The organism is Halopseudomonas salegens (assembly GCF_900105655.1).
GTDB classification, from domain to species: Bacteria; Pseudomonadota; Gammaproteobacteria; order Pseudomonadales; family Pseudomonadaceae; genus Halopseudomonas; species Halopseudomonas salegens.
In genome coordinates this window covers 309,283-331,622 of the sequence record NZ_LT629787.1, presented here as the reverse complement: position 1 = coordinate 331,622, position 22,340 = coordinate 309,283, and the positions used below count along the sequence as shown (strand labels likewise).

Below are 22,340 nucleotides of genomic sequence, written 5' to 3'. Positions count from 1 at the left end.
TAGCTTCCGTGTAAAGAGATGAGCGCCTGCACAGGCAAAATTTTCTGCTTGTGCATAATTTCGGGATAACGACGGGTTGTGCATTATTTCTATCACAACACTTGACAAAGACACCCCAACCGCTTGTTTTGCAAAAGATATCCAAGCTGATTCTTTTTTGATCTATCGGCTGAACACCTTGATTTATATGGCTCTGACACACTTGCACATAAGTCATCAACATATTTATCCACAGCAAGGGTGGATAACCCACAACGGCTTCAACCTGTGCATAACTCTGTGCGTAACGGGTAGACAAGATGGGTATGGCCTGTTGGTCAACGCTCGGCAATCAGCAACAGATTGCGCGGTGTAAGGGTCTCGGGGCAGAACTGACCCAATTGTACGCTGTAACCAGACTGCTCAAGCCAGAGCAAACGGTCGAGCATCAGCCAGATTTCCAGCGGGCGACGAAAGACTGCGCGCAGCAATTCCAGATTGCGTACTTCCGCCAGCCGCTGCCAACCAGCGTGTTCCAGCATCGTCCAGTCTGCTGGTGGTAACAGGTCGAGTTGATGATGCCGGGCCAAGCCCTGGCAGAAGTCGGCGAAGCTTTGCTGCAAGGCGCTTTGGGGCCGCGACGGGGTTGGCAGGTAATCATCGATACCACGTGCTTCCCGTTGCCAGAGATCAAAGCCCAGTCGCCAGGCCATGCTCTGATCGCGCAGACGGCGATCACGTCGCCCGGCGGTGACCGCAGCTTGCAGCGGAAGAGCCAGGTCCTCACGCGTCAGCTGCAAGCTTGCCTGCCGTGCAATGTCGGACAAGGGCTGATAATGCTCAGTCCGGATACGGTTATAACAGCAAGGTGATAATGCCAGTTGGCGGCAACCCTGTTCGGCTACTTGCTGCAACAGGGTGGTATGCAGGTCACCACAGGCATGCAGCGCGACCACCGTGTGTTGTGGTTTCAGATAGCACCAGGCCGATGGTTGCAGTACGTCCTGGCAATGGTGTTCGGCTGACAGCTGCAGACTGCGGCTCAGTTCTGCGCCAGCAGCAACCAGGGCCAGATCATGCTCGAGGCAAGTCAGTGGCAAGTCACCTTGCCAGGCGAGTAAACGCCCGAGATGACCCTTGCCGGCACACCAGTCCAATATATGCTTGCCGGGCTGTTGCCAATGGTTTTGCGCCGCAGCCGCAAATGTCTGGATTTGCTGCCACTTGCGTCCGGGAATATGCCGTTCCAGTAATTCAGGCCAGGTGTCGCCAGGTACCGGCGACCAATCGGGTACTGCACTCAGACGCGCAGCCGTTGCGAGCAATTCCGGCAAGGGCGCCGGTGCATCCGGCAGCGCCAAGGAAGTATGCACTGCCTCGGCATCCGCCAGGCTGCGTTGTCGCAGCCATTGCGCCAGCTCGGGGTAATCGGCTTCCCAGTCGCACTCAAGGCGAGTAAAGGGCTTTTCCCGCCATACCGCCTGATACTGCGCCAGCCAAGTGTCCAGCGCCTGAAAGCGGTCTTGCCATTCCATCAGCGTCGCCGACTGGCATCGACCTTGAGCCAGCGCTCAAGCAGACGGAACAACTGAGTGAAGACCAGGGTAATCGACAGATACATAAGGCCAGCAACCAGATAGAACAACTCGTATTGATAAGTGCGGGAGTTGATGGTCTGTACCGTGCCCATAATGTCCATCAGCGTGATCATGTAGACAACGGCACTGGCCTTGAGCATCAGAATGACTTCGTTGCCGTAAGCCGGCAGACCAATGCGGATGGCGCGCGGCAAAATGATGTGCTGCAATGCCTGCCGGCGTGACATGCCCAGTGCCCTTGCCGCCTCGACTTCACCGGGCGGCACGGCCTGGATTGCCCCGCGCAGGATTTCGGCAATATAGGCGGCAGTATGCAGGGTCATGGTGATCAGCGCACACCAGTATGGCTCGCGCAGGTAATGCCAGACCCAGCTCTCGCGCACGGCGTCGAACTGGGCCAGGCCGTAATAGACCAGGAACAGTTGCAGCAACAAGGGCGTGCCACGAAAGAAAAAGATATAGCCATAGGGCAAGGCGCGGATATACCAGTGGCGCGAGGCACGCGCCAGCCCCAGCGGAATAGCCAGGATCAACCCCACCACCACGGCAATACCGACCAGCTCCAGGGTCATCAGGGCACCTTCCCACAGGTCCGGTGACCAGCGCATGACCATTTCCCAACGCTCGGCCCAGGTCATAGCTCGGTCCTTGTATAACCGCGATTGGCGCGCTTCTCGAACCAATGCAGCGCAGCCATGATGATGACGGTCAGGCCCAGGTAGATCAGAGCCGCAGCAAACAGGAAAGTAAAGGGCTCACGTGTGGCCTGGCCGGCAATCCGCGCCTGGCGCATGAGTTCGTTCAGGGTGATCAGGGAGACCAGCGCGGTATCCTTGAGCAGAATCAGGTAGAGATTGCCCAGCCCCGGCAGCGCCACCCGCCATAGCTGCGGCAGGGTGATACGCCAGAAGATGCGCAAGGATGACAGACCCAGCGCCTGGCCGGCCTCTTTTTGCCCTTGCGGGATACTCAACAAGGCACCACGAAACACTTCGGTCGCGTAGGCACCAAAGCACAGTCCCAGCGCCAGGGTGCCGGCAATAAAGGGACTGAAACTCAGTTGGGGATAACCAAAGTGGCTACCGATCCAGTTTAGAGTGGAGACGGTGCCAAAGTAGGCCACCAGCACCCAGAGGGTTTCCGGCACGCCACGCACCACCGAGGTATAGAATCCACCGACCGTACGCAGATACCAGCGCGAGGAAATTTTCGCGCTGGCACCCAACAGCCCCAGCACCAGGCCGAGTGCCAGCGACGCCAGTGACAGGCGCACCGTCACCCAGGTGCCCTCAAGCAGAGCAGGTCCGAAACCGTGGAGATCTAGCATGGCGTTTCCGTCACGGCCGGGCCCTCAGGACCCGGCCTGATCGATCAATAGATGCTGAAGGGGAAATACTTGGCGTTGATTTCTTCGTAGGTACCGTCTTCAACGATAGCTGCCAGCGCTTCATTCAGACGTTCGCGCAGCGGGTCATCCTTGCGCACGGCAATGCCGATCTTGTCATCATCGAATACCGGCTCGCCCTTGAATTCGAAATTGGCACCCGCATCGCTCTGCAACCATTCGTACTGCACAAAGTTATCCGCCAGCACCCCGTCGATACGCCCGGCACTCATATCCAGATAGGCATTCTCCTGGGTGTCATACAACCGAATACGCACCACGTCGGCCATATTGTCTTCCAGCCACTGACCGGCGATGGTCGCGCGCTGGGCACCGATCGTCTTGCCTTTCAGGCTCTCGGCATCAACTTCAAAGTCCGCTGACTTGGGCGCGACGAACTGCAGCTTGTTGGTGTAGTAAGGGTCGGTAAAGTCGACCGCCTGCTTGCGCTCATCAGTGATCGACATGGAGGCGACCAGAAAATCGAAACGATTGGTGTTCAGCGCCGGAATGATGCCATCCCAGTCCGAAGTCACGATGGTGCATTCGACCTCCATTTCCGCACACAGCGCCTTGGCAATATCGATATCAAACCCGACCACTTCACCATCGCTGTCGACCAGGTTGAAGGGCGGGTAAGCGCCTTCAGTACCAATCCGCAGCGTTTCAGCCATTGCCGGCAGACTCATAAATACCGCAACCGCCCCTGCCAATACCGCCTGTTTGAAGCTTTTCATCGGTAACGCTCCTTACTTGTGACTGGACATGAATTGCTTGCAACGCTCGGACGTCGGCTGGTCGAAGACCTGTTCCGGCGTGCCGATTTCTTCTACAACGCCCTGGTGGAGAAACACCACCTGGCTGGACACTTGACGGGCAAAACCCATCTCGTGAGTAACCAACAGCATAGTCCGGCCTTCATCGGCCAGCTTGCGAATAACGCCAAGCACTTCCTGGACCATTTCCGGGTCCAGTGCCGAGGTAGGCTCATCAAACAGAATGACCCGTGGCTGCATGGCCAGCGTGCGGGCGATGGCCGCTCGCTGCTGCTGGCCACCGGAGAGCTGGGCGGGAAAGGCATGCATCTTGTCGGCAATGCCGACTTTGGTGAGAAAGACTTCAGCGGCGGCGATGGCATCGGCCTTGGACTGACCCAGCACGCGCCGCGGCGCCTCGATGATATTGTCGAGGATGCTCATGTGCGGCCATAGATTGAAGCTCTGGAATACGAAGCCAACCCGAGCCCGCAGACGGTTGACCTGCCTGTTGTCAGCCGCCACCAGTTCACCGCCCTTGCCCGGCTTGAGTTTGAGCTCTTCGCCGGCAACGAAAATCTGGCCTTCATGCGGGTTTTCCAACAGATTGATGCAACGCAGCAAGGTACTTTTGCCCGAACCGGAGGAGCCCAGAATGGAAATCACATCGCCATCGCGGGCCGTCAGGTCGACGCCCTTGAGTACTTCAAGATCGCCGTAGCGTTTGTGTAATTTGCGCACTTCCAGGGCTGGTGGTGTCACGTGTCGTCATCCACAGGGCGCACAGCGCGCCATCAGAAAAAGTCAGGTACAAAGCTCGACAAGCCGACAGTTCCTTCTGCAAGCAATCCGTCACACTCAACCTAGCACAGACCATGCCGATGACCAACTCAACCCTTTCAGTCACGATAAAAGAGCAGCCAATAAAAAACCCGCTGGCATGAACCAGCGGGTTTTTTGAAGGGTGGTGCCCAGAGACGGAATCGAACCGCCGACACGGGGATTTTCAATCCCCTGCTCTACCAACTGAGCTATCTGGGCAACAGGGCCGCTATTAAACGGTTTTGCCTTTTAAGTGTCAAGCGCCTACGGAAATATTTTTATTTTTTAGCCGCTTAGCAACAATCATTCACTTGGTGGAACATAGCCTTCAGCCTGCGCATAGTCTTCGCCGGCGAGGAATTTATCCATTTCCTGCTGGATGAATTTGCGGTCATCCGGGTCCATCATATTCAGCCGGCGCTCGTTGATCAGCATGGTCTGGTGCGCCTGCCACTCATCCCAGGCTTTTTTCGACACATCATTGAAAATGGCTTCGCCCTTGGCACCGGGATAAGGCGGGCGCTCCAGGCCAGGCAGTTCCTGCTTGTATTTACGGCATTGCACCATTCGGCTCATGGCTATCTCCTCTGAATCGGGCGGTCAGTCCTGCGGCACCCGTTGCAACAGTTTCTTCACCGGGGCCGCCAGACCCAACGGGGTCGGTTGCCGCAGGTTATACCAGACCTGACCCGGCTCGGCCACGCCAGTCGCTTCAGTGACGTCAATCAGCAACGGCCGGATATCCAGATGGAAGTGGCTGAAGGTGTGTCGCAGGGGCGTCATGCTCTGCTGCTGGCTGACACGCAAGCCCTGCTCTTGCAGCCAATCGGCCAACTCGGCGTCATCGCTGAATTGCGGCGGGCACCAGAGACCACCCCAGAGCCCGCTATCCGGTCGGCGTTGCAGCCAGATGTTGCCATCCGGATTACGCAGAAAAGGCATCAAACAGGTGCGCACCGGCAATTGCTTGCGCGGTTTTGGTTCCGGGAAGGCGGTTGGCGTACCCAGTGCACGCGCCTCACAGCCACTGCGTAACGGGCACATCAGACAAGCGGGTTTACTCCGCGAACACAGGGTCGCCCCCAGATCCATCATCGCCTGGGTGTAATCGGCAACCCGATCTTCCGGCGTGTAGCGCTCGGCCAGGGTCCACAGCTGCTTTTGTACCGACGTGCTGCCGGTCCAACCAGAAATGGCGTGGTAACGGGCCAGGACCCGCTTGACGTTGCCATCCAGAATCGGCGCGCGCAGCCCCATGCTCAGGCTGGCAATCGCCCCGGCCGTGGAGCGGCCAATTCCCGGCAGCGCCATCAGTTGCTCCAGATCTCGCGGAAAGTCACCCCCATACTCGCTGACGACCTGCTGTGCTGCTCGATGCAGGTTGCGTGCGCGGCTGTAATAGCCCAACCCGGTCCACAGGTGCAGCACCTGATCGGCCGGTGCTGCGGCCAATGCCTGAACGGTCGGTAACTCAGCGATAAAGCGCTGGTAGTAAGGAATCACGGTAGCTACCTGGGTCTGCTGCAGCATGATTTCCGACAGCCAGACCCGGTAGGGGGTTTTGTTCTGTTGCCAGGGCAGATCCTTGCGGCCGTGCTGATCAAACCAGGCCAGCACGGCCGCGCTGAAATCAGCCGCCATCACCGGTTGAGCAGGCCACGAATGGCATCGCGCACGTCGGGTTCACGTTCTTCGTCACCTTCACCCTCAGCATCAACCTCGGTCTCGGTCTCGCTGTCATCCTCAGCATCGTCATCCCGCGAGCCGAACAAACGCTCTTCCAGTTTGCGTTGGGCTTCTCGTCCGAGCAAACGGGCAGCAATCTGGCCCACCCCTTCACTGTCTACACCGCAACTGCTGGCGGCATTATGCAGATAACCACGGCAGCGCAGCGGCCACTCGATACCCTGGTAGCGCTCGTTCACCCGACACGCCGGATCGGGCATTTCCCGGGTGTCGCCCTCCAGCACAAGACCGACCCGATAATCCAGACGCTGGTCGGGCAAGTTGATATCGCCGCGTCCCCGTGCCTCCATGCCCGGCAAAGCGGCACGCATATCGCTGTTGCTGATCACACCGTCGCGAATCGTGAAACTGCCTGACAACTGCTCGAAGACCGTATCTTCTGCCGCAAAAGGCTCACTCAGGCTCTCCCGATTGACCAATGCAATAGCACTACACAGCTGCTCCTCCATATTGATGCCCAGCAAGGCGCCTTCAGCCACATCAAAGCGGGCGTTGCCACCCAGGCTATTCATCCAGCGTTTGATGCTGTTGCCCTGAGCGCGGAGCTCGGTACGGGTATTCAACTGTCCACGCAGCTGCTCGGGAATCTGGTAACCACGCTGCAAGGCCAGGGCATTCATGCCCTCCAGGTTGGCATTGAGACTAATGCTCAGCGGGGTTTGCCGGCTGTCGATCTCGGCCGTCAGGTCAAAGCTGCCCTCGAACATGTCACCTTCCAGGGCCGTGATCTGTACCCGACCATTGCGCGCCACTACCGCCGCCTTGAAGGCGTTTATGCTCTGCCCGGTCAGTTGCACCTGATCCAGCGCCAGCCGGCCATCCACGTCGAGGCTGGCAAGCAGATCCAGTGGCAGCACCGGCTCGTCGCTCCAGGGCTCAGGCGGCTGATCGGAACGGCTGCCACCACGCCCCGCAGACGTGTCTGGGGCTGTCGACTCCGCCGTTGGCGGCAGATAGTCATCCAGGTTCAACTCGGCAGCACGCAAATCAAAGCGCAGCGCCTGGCGGGAAAAATCACTGACACCCAGGTTGCCGCGCAATTCGGTACCATCCAGCTGCAGGCGCAGATCTTCCAGCAACAGGCTGCTGGCGCTGCCATTCAGGTTTGCTGCCAGAGCAATGCGCTTCAATGCATCGGCATTGGCCGTTTCCGGCACGTCCTGCCCCAACGAGCCGAGCAGTGCTCGACCATCAAACTCTGCCACATCGATACGACCACCCAGCCGCACGGCCTCTGCCAGGTTGCTCGCCCTGAACTCACCGCTGGCACGCAGATCATTCAGCGCCAGACGCATCTGCTCAACTTCAGCCACATTGGCAACCCCGTCATAAAGGGCGTCACCCTGCAGACGCATGTCTACCGAGCGCCCGGAAAAGGGCTCGCCGCTGGCGGTTACCTGCAGGTCCAGACCCTGCAATTGATAGCGCTCGCGGCCGGGATCAAAGGTCAGGACAGTGTCCAACCCGAGCCGCATACGCAAGGCGGGGTCTTCCAGCACCAGCAAACCTTCCAGATCAAGGTCAATCGGCTCACCCGGAATCAGTGCACCACTGGTCAGATTGGCATCGCGAATACTCAAACGCTGACCACTTTGCTGGTCCCGGTAATCGATGCCTGCATTGGTGATACGCACACTCTCGACGGCAATATTGAAATCGCCACCTTCCTGCTCCGGTTGTGAACCCTCAGCCGGTTCAGCGTCAGCGGCGCCATCCTCGGTGAAGGATTGCCAGTTACCGCGGCCCTGCTCATCAACCAGCAAATTGATCTGCACGCTGTCGAGGATTACATCACTCATGCGCAACTGACGACGCAGCAGGGGCATGACTTCAACGCCAAGCCCCAGGTTACCGATTTGCGCCAATGGCTGGTCTGGATCATCCAGCGGTGCAACACTCACCTCACTCAACTCGATTCCCAACCAGGGGAACAGAGACCAGCCGATCTCACCGCCCAGGGTCAACTCTACTCTGGCCTGATCACGGGCCGCCTGCTGAATCTGCTCACGGTAATCGTTGGGATCAAACATCTGGGTGAGAAAGAACAGCAGCGCCGCCAGCAGCAACACAATGGCGAGCACAACCAGGCCCAATACCTTGGCAAGTGACTTCATGCAAACTCCTCGAAAACCTGATGCAAAAGAGCATCTTTGATGCATACAACCATAGCAACGGCGATGCAATTAAGGAAAGATTGATTAAACCGGTTCAGTGTTTCAGCTTGATTGGCAAAGCGTGCGCCCTTAATCAGTACTTTCCTTGAGACAGTGCCGCCCCCTGCACAAGTTCCCCAACCCGTTCAGCCAGAGCCAGGCTCGCCGTCAGACCCGGGGACTCGATACCGTACAGATTGATCAGCCCTGGCACCCCCAACTCACGCCCATCCTGCAACTGAAAATCCGCCACCGGCTCACCCGGGGCGCTTAGTTTGGCGCGAACCCCGGCATAGGCCGGGCTCAGCCGCTGTGGCTGGCAATCAGGCCAGTAACGCTGGATAGCGCGGGCAAAATCCTCGCGCAGTTGCTCATCCACCTGATAATCCAGCTGCTCCACATAACGTACATCCGGGCCAAACCGCAGCTGGCCCGCCAGATCCAGTGTGGCGTGTACACCCAGGCCGGCCGTATTGGCTTCCGGCATGGGGTAGATCAGGTGACTGAAGGGGGAACGGCCCTGATAGGAAAAATAGCGGCCCTGACACCAGTGAATGGGTGGAATACTCGAAGAAGGCAAGCCGTCGATACACTGCGCCAGTTGCTGGGCATAGAGCCCGGCACTGTTGATCAGCCACTGGCAGCTCAGCGCAAAGGCTTCACCCACACTCTGACCGTGCAGCTGAAACTGCTGCCCGGTGCGGGTTACCCGCTTAACCCGGGTATTCAACTGTACCGCACCCCCACCCTGCTGCAGTTGTGCTTCAAAGGATTGCAACAAGGCATGACTGTCGACAATCCCGGTCAACGGCGAATGCAGCGCAGCCACACCACGCACGGCCGGCTCAAGGGCATGCAAGCCGTCGGCATCAAGATAGTCCAGATGGACGCCGTTGGCCGCTGCGTTGGACTGCAAACGGCGCAACGCCGGCAGCTCGCCATCGGTAACGGCAACCAACAACTTGCCCACTGCACGATGTGGCACCTGATGCTCGGCGCACCAGGCATAGAGCAGGTCACGCCCGCGCCGGCAGGCCTGCGCCTTGAGCGAACCCGGCGGGTAGTAGAGCCCGGCATGAATCACTTCGCTGTTGCGACTGGAAGCATGCTGGCCGACCCAGGCCTCCTGTTCCAGCACCAGCACCTCATGCCCGACCTGAGCCAGATTGGCGGCGATGGCCAACCCGACCGCACCGGCACCCACCACAACTATTTCAACATCTGCCACCGCAACCCCCTTGCTTCTGGCCCTCGACCCCCGGCTGCACGTATAATGCACGCCCTCGATAGAAATTTCAGCGGAGAACAGCCATGGCCGAGCGCAAGGCCAGCGTCGAACGCAACACTCTGGAAACCCAGATCAAGGTTGAGATCAACCTGGATGGCAGCGGCAAGGCCGATTTCGATATCGGCGTGCCCTTTCTGGAGCACATGCTGGATCAGATCGCCCGTCACGGGCTGATCGACATGCACATCCACTGCCGCGGCGACCTGCACATCGACGATCACCACACCGTGGAAGATGTCGGCATCACATTGGGTCAGGCCTTTGCCAAGGCCGTGGGTGACAAAAAAGGGATCCGTCGTTACGGCCACAGCTATGTGCCGCTGGACGAGGCCCTGTCACGCGTGGTGATCGATTTCTCCGGCCGTCCCGGACTGCATATGGATGTCCCCTACACCCGTGCCAGCGTCGGTGGATTTGATGTCGACCTGTTCATGGAGTTCTTCCAGGGCTTCGTCAACCACTCGCAGACCACCTTGCACATCGACAATCTGAAAGGGGTGAACACCCACCACCAGATTGAAACCGTGTTCAAGGCCTTCGGTCGTGCCCTGCGCATGGCGCTGGAAGCCGATCCGCGCATGGCTGACATGATGCCTTCGACCAAGGGTTGCCTGTAATTCATGAGCAATAATGTAGCCGTTATCGACTATGGCATGGGCAACCTGCACTCGGTGGCCAAGGCTCTCGAACATGTTGGCGCCCTGCGGGTGGAAGTCACCAGCGATCCGGCGACCATTCTGGCCGCCGATCGCGTGGTATTGCCCGGTGTGGGCGCCATTCGCGACTGCGTCAGCGAGCTGCGCCAGCTGGAACTGGACCAGACCGTTCTCGGCCTGGTCGGAGAGCTACCCTTGCTGGGTATTTGCGTAGGCATGCAGATGCTGTTCGAGCACAGCGAAGAAAACAACGGCGTAGATACCCTGGGGCTGTTTCCAGGCCACGTGCGTTTTTTCGGCGACGAGCTGAAAGAAACCGACGGTAGCCGATTGAAGGTCCCGCACATGGGCTGGAACCAGGTTACCCAGACCATTGACCACCCGATCTGGCACCGCATCGAACAGGATGCCCGCTTCTACTTCGTGCACAGCTATTACGCCAGCCCGGAGAAAAGCAATCAGGTAGCTGGTCGTTGCCATTACGGCGTCGATTTTGCCGCCGCCATGATCCGCGACAACGTCTTCGCTACCCAGTTTCACCCGGAGAAAAGCCATACCAACGGCCTGCAGTTGCTGCGCAACTTTCTTGCCTGGGATGGCCGCTGGTAACCCGGATAAACACCGTTAAACCCGCTTGAGGCTGAAGGCTGGAAGACTTACTCCGTGCTCGACCTTTCAGCCTCCAGCCCAAAGCGATGCCAGAGCATCGAGGAACCTGCACCCATGCTGATTATTCCCGCTATTGACCTCAAAGACGGCGCTTGCGTGCGCCTGCGTCAGGGCCTGATGGAGGATGCCACCGTGTTCTCCGACGACCCGGTGGCCATGGCCGCCAAATGGGTTGAAGCCGGTTGCCGTCGCCTGCACCTGGTCGATCTCAATGGCGCCTTTGAGGGCAAGCCGGTGAATGGGGATGCGGTGACCGCCATTGCCAAACGCTACCCTGATTTGCCAATCCAGATTGGTGGCGGTATTCGTTCGCTGGAAACCATCGAGGAATACGTCAAGGCCGGTGTCAGTTACGTCATCATCGGCACCAAGGCGGTCAAGCAGCCCCAGTTCGTGGGCGAAGCCTGCCGTGCCTTTCCCGGCAAGGTGATCGTCGGCCTGGATGCCAAGGATGGTTTTGTTGCCACTGATGGCTGGGCTGAAGTCAGCAGCATTCAGGTCATTGACCTGGCCAAGCGCTTTGAAGCCGATGGCGTATCTGCCATCGTGTACACGGATATCGCCAAAGACGGCATGATGCAGGGCTGTAACGTAGAAGCCACAGCGGCACTGGCGAATGCGACCCGCATTCCGGTCATTGCCTCCGGCGGTATCCACCATATCGGTGACATTCAGACCCTGCTCGACGCCGGTGCACCCGGCATCATGGGCGCCATTACCGGCCGCGCCATTTACGAAGGCACGCTGGATGTGGCGGAAGCGCAGGCGCTGTGCGACCGCCACAGCGGTCGTTGAGGCTGCAGCGATAAACCAAACCAATTAACGCGCACGGAGTTGACCTTATGCCTCTGGCCAAACGCATTATCCCCTGCCTCGACGTTGATAACGGCCGTGTGGTCAAGGGTGTGCAGTTCGAGAATATCCGTGACGCCGGTGACCCGGTCGAGGTTGCCCGCCGCTATAACGAGCAGGGTGCGGACGAGATCACTTTTCTCGACATCACGGCCAGCCATCAGGAACGCGACACCACCCTGCATACGGTGGAGCGCATGGCCAGCGAAGTATTCATACCGCTGACCGTGGGCGGCGGCGTGCGTACCGTCAGTGATATCCGCAACCTGCTCAATGCAGGGGCCGACAAGGTATCCATCAATACCGCCGCGGTATTCAATCCCGAGTTCGTGGGTGAAGCCGCTGACCGCTTCGGCTCACAGTGCATCGTTGTGGCAATTGACGCCAAGCGGGTTTCCGCCCCCGGCGAGCCCGAGCGCTGGGAAATCTTTACCCATGGTGGTCGCAAGCCGACCGGTCTGGATGCCGTGGTCTGGGCGAAGAAGATGGAAGACCTTGGCGCCGGTGAAATCCTGCTTACCAGCATGGATCAGGACGGCGTGAAAAGTGGCTATGACCTTGGCGTAACGCGTGCCATAAGCGATACCCTGCATATCCCGGTCATTGCTTCCGGCGGCGTTGGCAACCTGCAGCACCTGGCAGATGGCGTGCTCCAGGGTGGTGCCGATGCCGTATTGGCCGCCAGCATTTTCCACTTCGGCGAATACAGCATTACCCAGGCCAAGGACTTCATGGCCGCTCAAGGCATCGAGATGCGCCGGTAAGCCGGTTCAGGCAATCCGCCTGCAGGCATCAACAGCAAGTTGAGACGTTTGTTGGCGGCGCCGGAATTCACTCGGACTGATGCCGGTCCAGCGCCGAAAAGCCCGTGTAAAGCTGCTTGGCTCATGAAAACCGAGTTCGTAGGCAATACTGGTCAGCGACTTGCCAGAGTCTTGCAGCAAACGCAGGCTTTCCTCTCGACGCACCTGATCCAGCAACTGCTCGTAGCTGGCGCCCTGCTGTTTCAGCAGCCGCCGCAGATGCCGTGTGCTGATGTTCATTGGCGCGGCTATCTCCACCTCGCTGAGCCGCCCGGTGGACAGCAGGCGCAGCATGGTATGCCTGACCCGTTCAACCAGGTCTGTTCCTGACATGCTCGCCAGCAAATTGCGCAGGGTCCCGGTAATCCCGCTGAGCAATACCGGGGTCGAGTCGGGCAATGGGCAATCCAGCACCTGACGGGGCAACTGCAACGCATACCCGTCGCCCCCCTGCAAACGCAGGCCGGCTATCTGTCGCCTTTCGAACAGGACCTGCTCGGCAGGCAACAGCAGCAATACGTCTTGCCGCGACTGTCCCAGCGACTCGAGCAATCTTGCGCACATCCCCAAAAGTGCCTGCATGTGTTGCGGATGAGGCTGGCCGATCGGCAACAGCCGCAAGCTGGCGCCCTGCGGCCCCATGGTCAGTTCTGCACGGGCCTGAGCGCTGACCAGTTCAAAAAAGCGCGCCAGTGAAGCAAGCGCGGCAGCCACATCGGCACTGGCCGCCGCCGTCAACTCGAGCGCACGCAGAGGCAACGAGGAGAAATTCATGGACAATCCGGCCTGCAGACCAAACCAGTCATCTCCACTGAGTTGCAAGGCTTCCTCCCAAAGCAGGTTGCAACTGCTCTGATCGATGCTGTCGCTCTCCTGCAGGTGCGTCAACAATTTCCTTGCCAACGTGGACTCCAACAGCGTTCGCTGCCGGAGACTCAGCGCCTCGCCAATCAAATCCATCCAGACAGCCTGTTCACGCGGCTGATGTTGTCCTTTCATGATGATCATCTGAACCATGTCTTCCCTGCCTTTTATTAAAGTATTCAGAGTACTCTGCCTTACAGAGTAGATTAATTCCTAATGGCCTTCAAATGCAGGTTGCAAGTGACTGATGTCCGTTCTGGCAGGTATTGAGTGTCCGTCCCGGACAGGCTGCAATCGGGCGGTGTCGGCACACTAGGCAAGCCTGCCGGGAACACCGGCGGTCAGACCAATCATTCAAGGGAGCAGCCCATGACAACAACAAGATCTGCCGCAAGACTCGGCGCCTTGCCACTGGCAATTGCCATGGCCAGCCTGATCGGGCCAGCGCAAGCCGCCAGTTTTCAGCTCGGCGACATGCAAGTGCAGCTGGATTCGCAACTCAGTATCGGGGCCAGCTGGGCGCTCAGCGACGCTGACAATCGTTTCATCCATGTCGACACCATGCGTGATGGCAAGCCCATGGGGGGGCAAGCCACCTCACGCACCTCCGACGACGGTCGGCTGAATTTCGACAAGGGAGACATCTTTTCCAAGGCGTTCAAGGGCGTTCATGATGTGGAGATGCGCTATCGCAATTCCGGTGCCTTCCTGCGCGGCAAATACTGGTACGACTTTGAAACCAAAGATGGCAGTCAACGCTTCTATGACATCAGCGATGATGGCGCAGCGCCGCTGATGAAAGCCTCGGGCGTGGCACTGCTGGACGCCTTTGTTTATCACAACTATTCCATTGGCACCCTGCCTGGCAATCTCCGTGTCGGTCGACAGGTGGTCAACTGGGGTGAAAGCCTGTTTATCAGCAACTCCATCAATAGCGTCAACCCATTGGACGTATCGGCTTTCCGCCGTCCCGGTTCCGAGGTCAAGGAAGCTCTGATTCCGGTAGAGATGCTCTATGTATCTCAGACGCTTAGCGACAATCTGAGCATGGAAGCCTTCTACCAACTCAAGTGGGCCCCCACGGTGACCGACAATTGTGGCACCTTTTTCGGCGCCGACACCGTGGGTAAAGGCTGCGTGGATCGACTGATCGTGGCCGGCATGGACCGCCCGCAAAACGAACTGCAAGCGGACAACATCATCATTAGCCGGGCACGCAAGGATGAGGAGGCGCGTGATGACGGCCAATGGGGCGTTGCCTTCCGCTGGTTTGCCCCGGAACTCAACGATACGGAGTTCGGCCTGTACGCCATGAACTACCATAGCCGCACACCGACCTTCAACGGGGTTGCCGGTCGTTTGCTGCTGGGAGGTGCTGGTATCACCGGGATAGATGGCAGCCTGGGTGCTGCCGGTTACTTCTTCAAATACCCGGAAGATATCCGCCTGTACGGCGTTAGCTTCCAGACCAACGTAGCCGGCATGCCCCTCGCTGGCGAGATCAGCTACCGGCCGAACATGCCCCTGGGTATCGCTACCAGCGACATGAGCCGTACCGCGCTGCAGCTGGGTGACAACACCCATCGCGGGCTGACCGGTCTGGCAACCGGTACCGAGATCCAGGGCTATGAGCGCAAAGAGTTCCTGCAGGCACAGGTCTCATTGATAAAAACCATCGACCGGGTGCTGGGTGCCAGCCGCATGGTAGTGGCCGGCGAAGTTGGCTTCAACCATATCGCCGGATTGAGCAACGCCAACGGCAAGACAAAATTTGGCCGCGACTCGTTGTTTGGCCAAAGCCCATTCGCCGATGGCACCTGTTCATCGCTCGGCAGCAGCCCGAAAGCCGCCAGCTGGTGCGAGAACAACGGTTACATGACCAGCAATTCCTGGGGCTATCGAGTGCGAGCCAACCTGCAATACAGCAACGTATTCCGCGGTGTGAATTTGACCCCGAGCCTGGCCTGGTCACATGACGTCGAGGGTTACAGCCCGAACTTCAACGAGAATGCCAAATCGGTCAGCCTGGGGCTGAATGCGGATTACGCGAACAAATACAACGCCAGTATCAGCTACACCTCGTACTTCGATGGCAAGTACAACACCAACGTTGACCGTGATTTTGCGTCTGTCAGCGTCAGCGTAAGCTTCTAATACTGACCATTGGAGAAAACACTATGCATAAACAAATGACTCTGCTGGGTGCCGGTGGTCTGGCACTGAGCTTGCTCACCACCAGCGTTATGGCGCAGCAACCCGACTTCAGTCGTCTGGGCGGCGATCTGACGCCGGTCGGTGCCGAACGTGCCGGCAATGCGGCAGGTACCATCCCCGAGTGGACCGGTGGCCTGGATAGCGATGCCGGTCAACTGCTGGACGATGGTTTTTCGGCCAACCCCTATGCCGACGAACAGCCCGAGTTTGTGATCACCGCACAAAACTACCAGGACTACAGCGACAACCTGACCCCCGGTCAGATCGCCCTGTTCGAGCGTTATCCGGAAACCTTCCAGATGCCGGTGTATCCGTCGCATCGCAGTATCGGTTATTCGCAGGATGTGTATGACCAGGTCAAGCGTATGGCCGGTCAGGCGCAGCTGGTGAATAACGGTGACGGCATCACCAACTTCCCGCACGGTACCTTTGCCTTCCCGATCCCGCAGAGCGGCGTGGAAGTGGTGTGGAACCACAACACGCGCTATCGCAAGAACGTGCACCGCTACTACATGCAGGCGATGCCGCAGGTAAACGGTTCCTACACCTTGATCAAGCTGGAAGAGGAAGTCGGTTACCCGAACCAGATGCCCGATGTGGATCACGAATCCGTCCCCAACAACCTGCTGTACTTCAAGCAGCGGGTGAATGCGCCGTCGCGTCTGGCGGGTAACGTGCTGCTGGTCCACGATTCACTGGATCAGCTGCAGGAGCCGCGTATGGCGTGGGTATACAATGCGGGTCAGCGCCGTGTTCGTCGCGCTCCGCAGGTGGCCTATGACGGTCCGGGTACAGCGTCGGACGGCATGCGGACCTCGGACAACTTCGCCATGTACAACGGTGCTCCGGATCGTTACGATTGGGAACTGGTTGGCAAGAAGGAAGTCTTCATTCCCTACAACAGCTACAAGCTGACCGAGCCTGACCTGCCGTACGCGGATGTGCTGCAAGCCGGTCATATCAACCCGAAACACACCCGTTTCGAGCTGCATCGCGTGTGGGAAGTGCAGGGTACGATCAAGGATGGTCAACGCCATATTTACGCCCAGCGTAACTTCTTTATGGACGAAGACTCCTGGCTGATCACCCTGGCCGATCACTACGACGGTCGTGGCACCCTGTGGCGCGTAGGTGAAGGTCACATTTCCCACAACTATCGGGAAAAGATTCCGGGTTATTCGATTGAAACCCTGTATGACCTGATCGCGGGTCGTTACATCGCTCTGGGTATGTACACCGAAGAGCGTGCGGCGCCGAACTTTGACTACACGCCGAACTACAACCAGTTCACACCGGCCGCATTGCGGGCATCCGGGGTGCGCTGAGCTCCAGTGTTTGCTGCGTTGGACTTTTTGGGCATCTGCGGATGCCCTTTTTTTGGTGTATTCCAGAACACAGAATTAACAGCGGTTTACCGGCAACGCCACGACGCCGCCAGTCGTTTTCAGTGGGCAAGCAGCGCTGTCACCGGCACCAGCGTCACTCCTTCGCGCGCGGCAAGCCCCGGCAATGCCCGCTCAAGAAAAGCCAGCGTAGCGGCATGCGGGTGCCCGACGACAATGGCTCGACCTTGCTGCCGGGCCAATTCCAGCGCCACGGCAAAGGAGTCTGCAACCGCATCCGCATCCCGCACATGATCAAGAAATACCTGACGCGAGGCATGTGGCACCCCGGCTGCAGCGGCTGCAAAAGCCGCCTGGGTTTCCGCCGTGGTGCGACTATCGAGAAAGAACAAATTCTCGCGCTGCGCAACCGCCATAAGCTGATCCATGGCCACCCGGTCAGCCGTCAGCAAGCTGCCCATATGGTTATTGATGCCACTGACGCCAGGCAGTTCGGCCAGGTTGCTCAACAGAATATCGGCATAGCCCTCAATGGGGGTATCCCGATACAAGCCGCCAGGCCCAAGCGGTAAACCCGCGCCGTTTTCCATAGGCTGGTGCAGCATGACAATCTGTCCGGCCGCACTGGCTTCGCGCGCCAGCCGCCGGGCAAAAGGAGTCTGGGGCAAAATGGCCAGAGCGACCGGGCCGGGCAAGTCGATAATCCGTCGCCCCTGCGTGTAGCTGTGCCCCAGATCGTCAATCACAATTGCCAGCAATGGGCGGTCAGGCAACGCCGTCACCTGATCGTCTGCCGGCATGGCGGGTGCCGACTCGACCGACGCAGCATCCGTTACAGGTTCAGGTTCAGGTTCAGGTTCAGGTTCAGGTTCAGGCAAGGCTGGCAGAGTTTCCGGATGCAGCAACCAGTCCGGTGGCCCTTCAGCCGGCTCTGCCTCGGCGACTGGATGAGTGGCAGCCGGTTGTTCCGGCGCCTGTCCACTGGCGGTCTCGGGCTCGGGCTGCTCGCTACAGGCAACCAGTAATCCCAGCACCAGCAGTGCCGGAATACCGCGCAAACTCATGGTTTCGCGCGGGTGAGATGCAAGCCCTTGAGCAGCGTCAGCGCCTGATTCAGCTGGTAATCCGTATCCTGCGGGCGCTCGCGGTCAGCAGCCACTGCTGGCGCACTGGGTTCGCTGCGGCGCAGATGCCCCTGCAAATCAGACTCTCGCACGGCAGCAATGTCTTCTTCCTCACGGGTAACACGGGCCCGCTCGACGCGAATGTCCGGCACAATGCCCTGGGCCTGAATCGAGCGGCCATCAGGGGTGAAATAGATTGCCGTGGTCAGTTTCAGGCCGCGATCATTGTTCAGTGGCAACACCGTTTGCACCGAACCCTTGCCAAAGCTGTCGGTCCCCATGACTACCGCTCTGCCATGATCCTGCAGTGCACCGGCAACAATCTCTGCCGCCGAGGCAGAACCACCATTGATCAATACCACGACCGGCACTTCACCGCTGGGATTATGGCTGGTGGCATTAAAGCGCATTTCCGAATTGCTCAGGCGGCCTTCGGTGTACACGATATTGCCTTCGGCAAGGAAGCTGTCAGCCACGCCTACTGCAGCCTGCAGCACGCCGCCGGGGTTATTGCGCAAGTCGAGCACCAGGCCCTTGAGTTCACCCGCCTTGAGTTCATTCAGGGTGTTGCGCACGTCATCCGCGGTATTGTTCTGGAACTGGGTAATGCGCAAGTAGCCATAGCCTTCGTCCAGCATCTGACTGCGCACGCTTTGCACCCGAATCACCGCCCGGGTCAACTCGACCTCAAAGGGTCGGCCACTGTCACGCACGATGGTCAGCGTGATACTGGTGCCGGCTTCACCGCGCATTTTGGTCACCGCATCCATCAGGCTCATGCCCTTGGTCGGCTGTTCATCCAGCTTGATGATCAGATCACCGGCTTCAATGCCGGCGCGGGCGGCAGGCGTATCATCAATCGGTGAAATCACCTTGATAAAACCATCTTCCTGGCCGACTTCAATACCCAGGCCACCGAACTGACCGCTGGTGCTGTCCTGCAGACCACGGAAAGCCTCTGGCTCAAGGTATGCAGAATGCGGATCCAGCCCTTCAAGCATCCCGCGAATGGCATTTTCCAGCAGGGTCGCGTCGTCAACCGGCTCGACATAAGCGGTACGAATACGCTCCAGCACTTCGACAAAGGTACGCAGCTCGTCGAGCGGCAGCTGCCCGTCTGGCAGGCTATCGTCGGTTTGGGCCACCGCCATGCCAATGGACAAACTCAACAAACAGAGCAGCAGGCCACGCAGACAAGTCATGTAATTCCCCCAGACAGGAAAAGAAAGCATCAGCTGGACAGCATACACCAGCCCAGAGGGTCCAGTGGGCGCCCCTGATGACGAATGGCAAAATACAGGCCCGCAACGGCTTGTCCACCACTGTTTCCAACCGTTGCAACGGCTTCCCCGGGCTGTACCCAGGTACCGACATCATGCAACAGGCTCTGATTATGGCCGTACAGGCTCAGGTAACCCTGGCCATGATCCAGAATCAGCAACAACCCGGAACCGCGCAACCACTCGGCAAACACCACCCGGCCGCCATGAATCGCATGTACCGGCGAACCTTCCTCGGCATCCAGTAGCAAACCATCCCAGCGCAAACGTTCATCGCCACCACGCTGACTGCCGAAGCGCGCCTTGATCTCACCAGTGACCGGCAGGGGCAGCTTGCCCTTGGCATCAGCAAAGGGCAAGCTGCCGGCCGGCGTGGGAATACTGGTGATCGCCTGGTCCAGGCGTTCAATCAACTCATTCAGCGCCTTGCGCTCGGCTTGCTGGTTTTCCAGTTGCTGCGTTTGCGAACCCTGCTGCTGACGCAGCTGTGTCAGCAAACGACTACGCTGGCGCTGTTGTTCCTGCAGTGACGCAGTGCGCTGTTCCAGCTCGCTGCGATCACCCTGCAGGCTTTGTTGCTGACGCAGCATCGCCTCTCGGGTGTCACTGATTTGTCTCAGCGTAGTGCGGTACTCGTCCAGTTCACGAACGCGCGCCTGGCTGACCTGCTGGTAATAGCCCAGCATCCGCGACATGCGCGCCGGATCATCCTGGTTGAGCAATACTTTCAGGTAATCCTGGTCGCCTGCCATATAGGCAGCCCGGGCCTGGCGGGCAATCTGCTCGTGCTGGGCCTCAAGCGCCAGTTGCAAAGCCTGACTGTCGCGGCGCAACTCCTGCAGACGCGCCTCACCATCCTCGATTTGTTGCTCCAGCTCACGGCTTTCCCGTTCCAGGCGACCGATATCACTTTCGCTTTCCTGCAGTTCCTGCTGCAGGCCGGTCATCTCCTGTTCCAGACCCTTGAGTACTTCGCGCAATTGCTCGATTTCCGCCTCGGTGGCCTGCAATTGCTCTCGTGCCTGTTCCGCGGTTTCCGGCTCGTCAGCTGGCAGCGTCTGGGCGACACTCAGGCCGGCAGCCAGTACCACGAGCACTATGCCTTTGCACCATCCTTGCTGCCTGCGCATGCACCTACCTCCGTTAATTCAGACTGGCAATACTGCGCCCGGTCATTTCCGCGGGCTGTTCAAGGCCGAGCAGTGTCAGCATGGTCGGCGCCACATCAGAGAGAATACCACCATCGCGCAGACTGACAGCCCGCGGCCCGACATACACAAAGGGCACCGGCTCGCAGGTATGAGCGGTATGCGCCTGCCCGGTGGAATGGTCAGCCATTTGTTCGACATTGCCATGGTCCGCGGTTATCAACGCCTCGCCGCCGACCCGCTGCAGGGCACTGACGATACGCCGCATACAGTCATCCAGGCATTCGACCGCCTTGACTGCGGCGGCGAACACGCCGGTATGCCCGACCATGTCGCCATTGGCATAGTTGACCACGATAACGTCATAGCGCTGTTGCTCGATGGCTTCGACAATACGGTCAGTCACTTCCGGCGCGCTCATTTCCGGCTGCAAGTCATAGGTTGCCACCTGCGGGGACGGCACCAGAATGCGCTCTTCACCAGCGAAAGGCTCTTCGCGTCCGCCGGAGAAGAAAAAGGTAACGTGAGCGTATTTTTCCGTTTCAGCAATACGCAACTGGGTCTTGCCTTGCCTGGACAGGTATTCACCCAACACATTGTTCAGCGCTGCCGGCGGGTAGGCACAGGGCGCCGGAATATCCGCTGCATACTGCGTCAACATGACAAAACCGGCCAGTTGCAGTGGGCGTTGACGGGGGAAACCCGCGAAGTCGGGCTCGACAAAAGCGCGGCTCAATTCCCGCGCACGATCAGCCCGAAAGTTCATGAAGACCACGGCGTCGCCATCAGCGATGCTGACCGGCTCACCGATACTGGTCGCCTTGACGAACTCGTCACTTTCACCACGCTCATAGGCCGCCAGCAAGCCATCCACTGCGGTTGGGCTGGAAAACGCCGCCTGACCCTCGGCAATCAGGTTGTAGGCCTCAGCCACACGTTCCCAGCGATTATCCCTGTCCATGGCGAAATAACGCCCGATCAGACTGGCGGTTCGGCCCTTGCCCAACCGCGCCCAGGCTTCATCCAGCAAGCGCAGTGATGCTTCGGCGCTTTTCGGTGGCGTGTCGCGGCCATCCAGAAAGGCATGCAGGTAAATTTTTTCGGCGCCCTGGCGCACCGCAAGCTCGGCCATGGCAATCAGGTGTTGTTCGTGACTATGCACACCACCCGGCGACAGCAGGCCCATGATATGCACGGCCTTGCCCGCGGTGGCAGCCTTGTCCACGGCCTGACAGATTGTCGGGTTGGTAAAGAAATCACCATCCGCGATGGCCTTGGTCACCCGGGTGAAATCCTGATAGACCACCCGCCCGGCGCCGAGATTCATGTGCCCGACCTCGGAATTACCCATCTGACCGTCTGGCAGGCCAACATCCATCCCGGAGCCGGATACCAGCGTATGCGGCGATTCTCGCCACAGCTGATCCCAGAAAGGGGTCTGCGCGGCCATGATGGCATTGGAGTCCGCTGACTCACTGTGGCCAAAACCGTCGAGAATCATCAAAACCAGGGGCTTGGGGGCTGCGCTCATAGGTCGGGGACTCGCCTTTGTGTTGATGGATCAATCCCCCTAGTTTACTTGCCCGGCCGGGCACTGTCATGCCGCTGCGTCCATCCGGCTGCCACAACTGATCAATGTTGATGACATTAGAGCTGGCCAGG

20 protein-coding genes and 1 tRNA gene are annotated in these 22,340 nt (G+C 58.9%); 6 read left to right on the top strand and 15 right to left on the bottom strand.

Going from position 1 to position 22,340, the window contains the following annotated elements:
• Positions 1-317: 317 nt before the first annotated feature.
• From BLU07_RS01515 to BLU07_RS01470, 10 genes are all read right to left on the bottom strand, one after another.
• Positions 318-1,514, bottom strand: a complete 1,197-nt coding sequence (locus BLU07_RS01515) for a methyltransferase (protein ID WP_092383454.1) — start codon at positions 1,512-1,514, stop codon at positions 318-320.
• The gene (locus BLU07_RS01510; RefSeq protein WP_092383452.1) at positions 1,514-2,215 is read right to left on the bottom strand and encodes an ABC transporter permease; all 702 of its coding nucleotides are present in this window, start codon (positions 2,213-2,215) and stop codon (positions 1,514-1,516) included. The genes BLU07_RS01515 and BLU07_RS01510 overlap by 1 nt, the downstream gene beginning before the upstream one ends.
• A complete protein-coding gene (locus BLU07_RS01505; protein ID WP_092383450.1) occupies positions 2,212-2,904 on the bottom strand; it encodes an ABC transporter permease in 693 nt (230 codons plus the stop codon). The genes BLU07_RS01510 and BLU07_RS01505 overlap by 4 nt, the downstream gene beginning before the upstream one ends.
• Positions 2,905-2,948: 44 nt before the next feature.
• A complete protein-coding gene (locus BLU07_RS01500) occupies positions 2,949-3,698 on the bottom strand; it encodes an ABC transporter substrate-binding protein (protein WP_092383448.1) in 750 nt (249 codons plus the stop codon).
• Between the two features lie 12 nt (positions 3,699-3,710).
• On the bottom strand, positions 3,711-4,478 hold the full coding sequence (locus BLU07_RS01495; protein ID WP_092383446.1) for an ABC transporter ATP-binding protein: 768 nt from the start codon (positions 4,476-4,478) through the stop codon (positions 3,711-3,713).
• A 203-nt stretch (positions 4,479-4,681) separates the two neighbouring features.
• Positions 4,682-4,757: transfer RNA gene (locus BLU07_RS01490), tRNA-Phe, on the bottom strand.
• 84 nt (positions 4,758-4,841) lie between these two features.
• Positions 4,842-5,114: an oxidative damage protection protein gene (locus BLU07_RS01485; RefSeq protein ID WP_092383444.1), complete on the bottom strand. Its 273-nt coding sequence runs from the start codon at positions 5,112-5,114 to the stop codon at positions 4,842-4,844.
• A gap of 24 nt (positions 5,115-5,138) precedes the next feature.
• Positions 5,139-6,182, bottom strand: coding sequence for an A/G-specific adenine glycosylase (mutY, locus tag BLU07_RS01480; RefSeq protein ID WP_092383442.1), 1,044 nt, complete (start codon positions 6,180-6,182; stop codon positions 5,139-5,141).
• Positions 6,179-8,398 carry an AsmA family protein gene (locus BLU07_RS01475; RefSeq protein ID WP_157719048.1) on the bottom strand — a complete coding sequence of 740 codons (2,220 nt, stop codon included), beginning with the start codon at positions 8,396-8,398 and terminating at the stop codon, positions 6,179-6,181. The genes mutY and BLU07_RS01475 overlap by 4 nt, the downstream gene beginning before the upstream one ends.
• 133 nt (positions 8,399-8,531) lie before the next feature.
• Positions 8,532-9,665 (bottom strand): NAD(P)/FAD-dependent oxidoreductase, encoded by a 1,134-nt coding sequence (locus BLU07_RS01470; protein ID WP_092383438.1) that lies wholly within the window; start codon positions 9,663-9,665, stop codon positions 8,532-8,534.
• Positions 9,666-9,748: 83 nt separating this feature from the next.
• On the opposite strand from BLU07_RS01470, the gene hisB reads away from it, so the two are divergent.
• From hisB to hisF, 4 genes are all read left to right on the top strand, one after another.
• On the top strand, positions 9,749-10,342 hold the full coding sequence (gene hisB / locus BLU07_RS01465) for an imidazoleglycerol-phosphate dehydratase HisB (protein WP_092383436.1): 594 nt from the start codon (positions 9,749-9,751) through the stop codon (positions 10,340-10,342).
• Between the two features lie 3 nt (positions 10,343-10,345).
• Entirely contained in the window at positions 10,346-10,990 is a 645-nt protein-coding gene (gene hisH, locus BLU07_RS01460; RefSeq protein ID WP_092383434.1) for an imidazole glycerol phosphate synthase subunit HisH, read from the top strand.
• A 114-nt stretch (positions 10,991-11,104) separates the two neighbouring features.
• On the top strand, positions 11,105-11,845 hold the full coding sequence (gene hisA / locus BLU07_RS01455; protein ID WP_092383432.1) for a 1-(5-phosphoribosyl)-5-[(5-phosphoribosylamino)methylideneamino]imidazole-4-carboxamide isomerase: 741 nt from the start codon (positions 11,105-11,107) through the stop codon (positions 11,843-11,845).
• A gap of 47 nt (positions 11,846-11,892) precedes the next feature.
• Positions 11,893-12,666, top strand: a complete 774-nt coding sequence (gene hisF / locus BLU07_RS01450; RefSeq protein ID WP_092383430.1) for an imidazole glycerol phosphate synthase subunit HisF — start codon at positions 11,893-11,895, stop codon at positions 12,664-12,666.
• A 6-nt stretch (positions 12,667-12,672) separates the two neighbouring features.
• Here the strand turns inward: hisF and BLU07_RS01445 are convergent, their stop codons facing one another.
• Positions 12,673-13,704, bottom strand: a complete 1,032-nt coding sequence (locus BLU07_RS01445; protein WP_172830079.1) for a helix-turn-helix transcriptional regulator — start codon at positions 13,702-13,704, stop codon at positions 12,673-12,675.
• Positions 13,705-13,938: 234 nt separating this feature from the next.
• Between BLU07_RS01445 and BLU07_RS01440 the strand changes: the two genes are divergently transcribed.
• Positions 13,939-15,723 carry a DUF1302 domain-containing protein gene (locus BLU07_RS01440; RefSeq protein ID WP_092383426.1) on the top strand — a complete coding sequence of 595 codons (1,785 nt, stop codon included), beginning with the start codon at positions 13,939-13,941 and terminating at the stop codon, positions 15,721-15,723.
• Between the two features lie 23 nt (positions 15,724-15,746).
• A complete protein-coding gene (locus BLU07_RS01435; RefSeq protein WP_092383424.1) occupies positions 15,747-17,108 on the top strand; it encodes a DUF1329 domain-containing protein in 1,362 nt (453 codons plus the stop codon).
• A 119-nt stretch (positions 17,109-17,227) separates the two neighbouring features.
• Here BLU07_RS01435 and BLU07_RS01430 read toward each other — a convergent pair whose 3' ends face one another.
• From BLU07_RS01430 to gpmI, 4 genes are all read right to left on the bottom strand, one after another.
• A complete protein-coding gene (locus BLU07_RS01430) occupies positions 17,228-18,190 on the bottom strand; it encodes a divergent polysaccharide deacetylase family protein (RefSeq protein ID WP_092383422.1) in 963 nt (320 codons plus the stop codon).
• On the bottom strand, positions 18,187-19,401 hold the full coding sequence (locus BLU07_RS01425) for a S41 family peptidase (protein ID WP_269434162.1): 1,215 nt from the start codon (positions 19,399-19,401) through the stop codon (positions 18,187-18,189). Before BLU07_RS01425 ends, BLU07_RS01430 begins: the two co-directional genes overlap by 4 nt.
• 80 nt (positions 19,402-19,481) lie before the next feature.
• Positions 19,482-20,660 (bottom strand): murein hydrolase activator EnvC family protein, encoded by a 1,179-nt coding sequence (locus BLU07_RS01420; protein ID WP_092383418.1) that lies wholly within the window; start codon positions 20,658-20,660, stop codon positions 19,482-19,484.
• A 13-nt stretch (positions 20,661-20,673) separates the two neighbouring features.
• Positions 20,674-22,209, bottom strand: a complete 1,536-nt coding sequence (gene gpmI / locus BLU07_RS01415) for a 2,3-bisphosphoglycerate-independent phosphoglycerate mutase (RefSeq protein WP_092383416.1) — start codon at positions 22,207-22,209, stop codon at positions 20,674-20,676.
• Between the last annotated feature and the right edge of the window lie 131 nt (positions 22,210-22,340).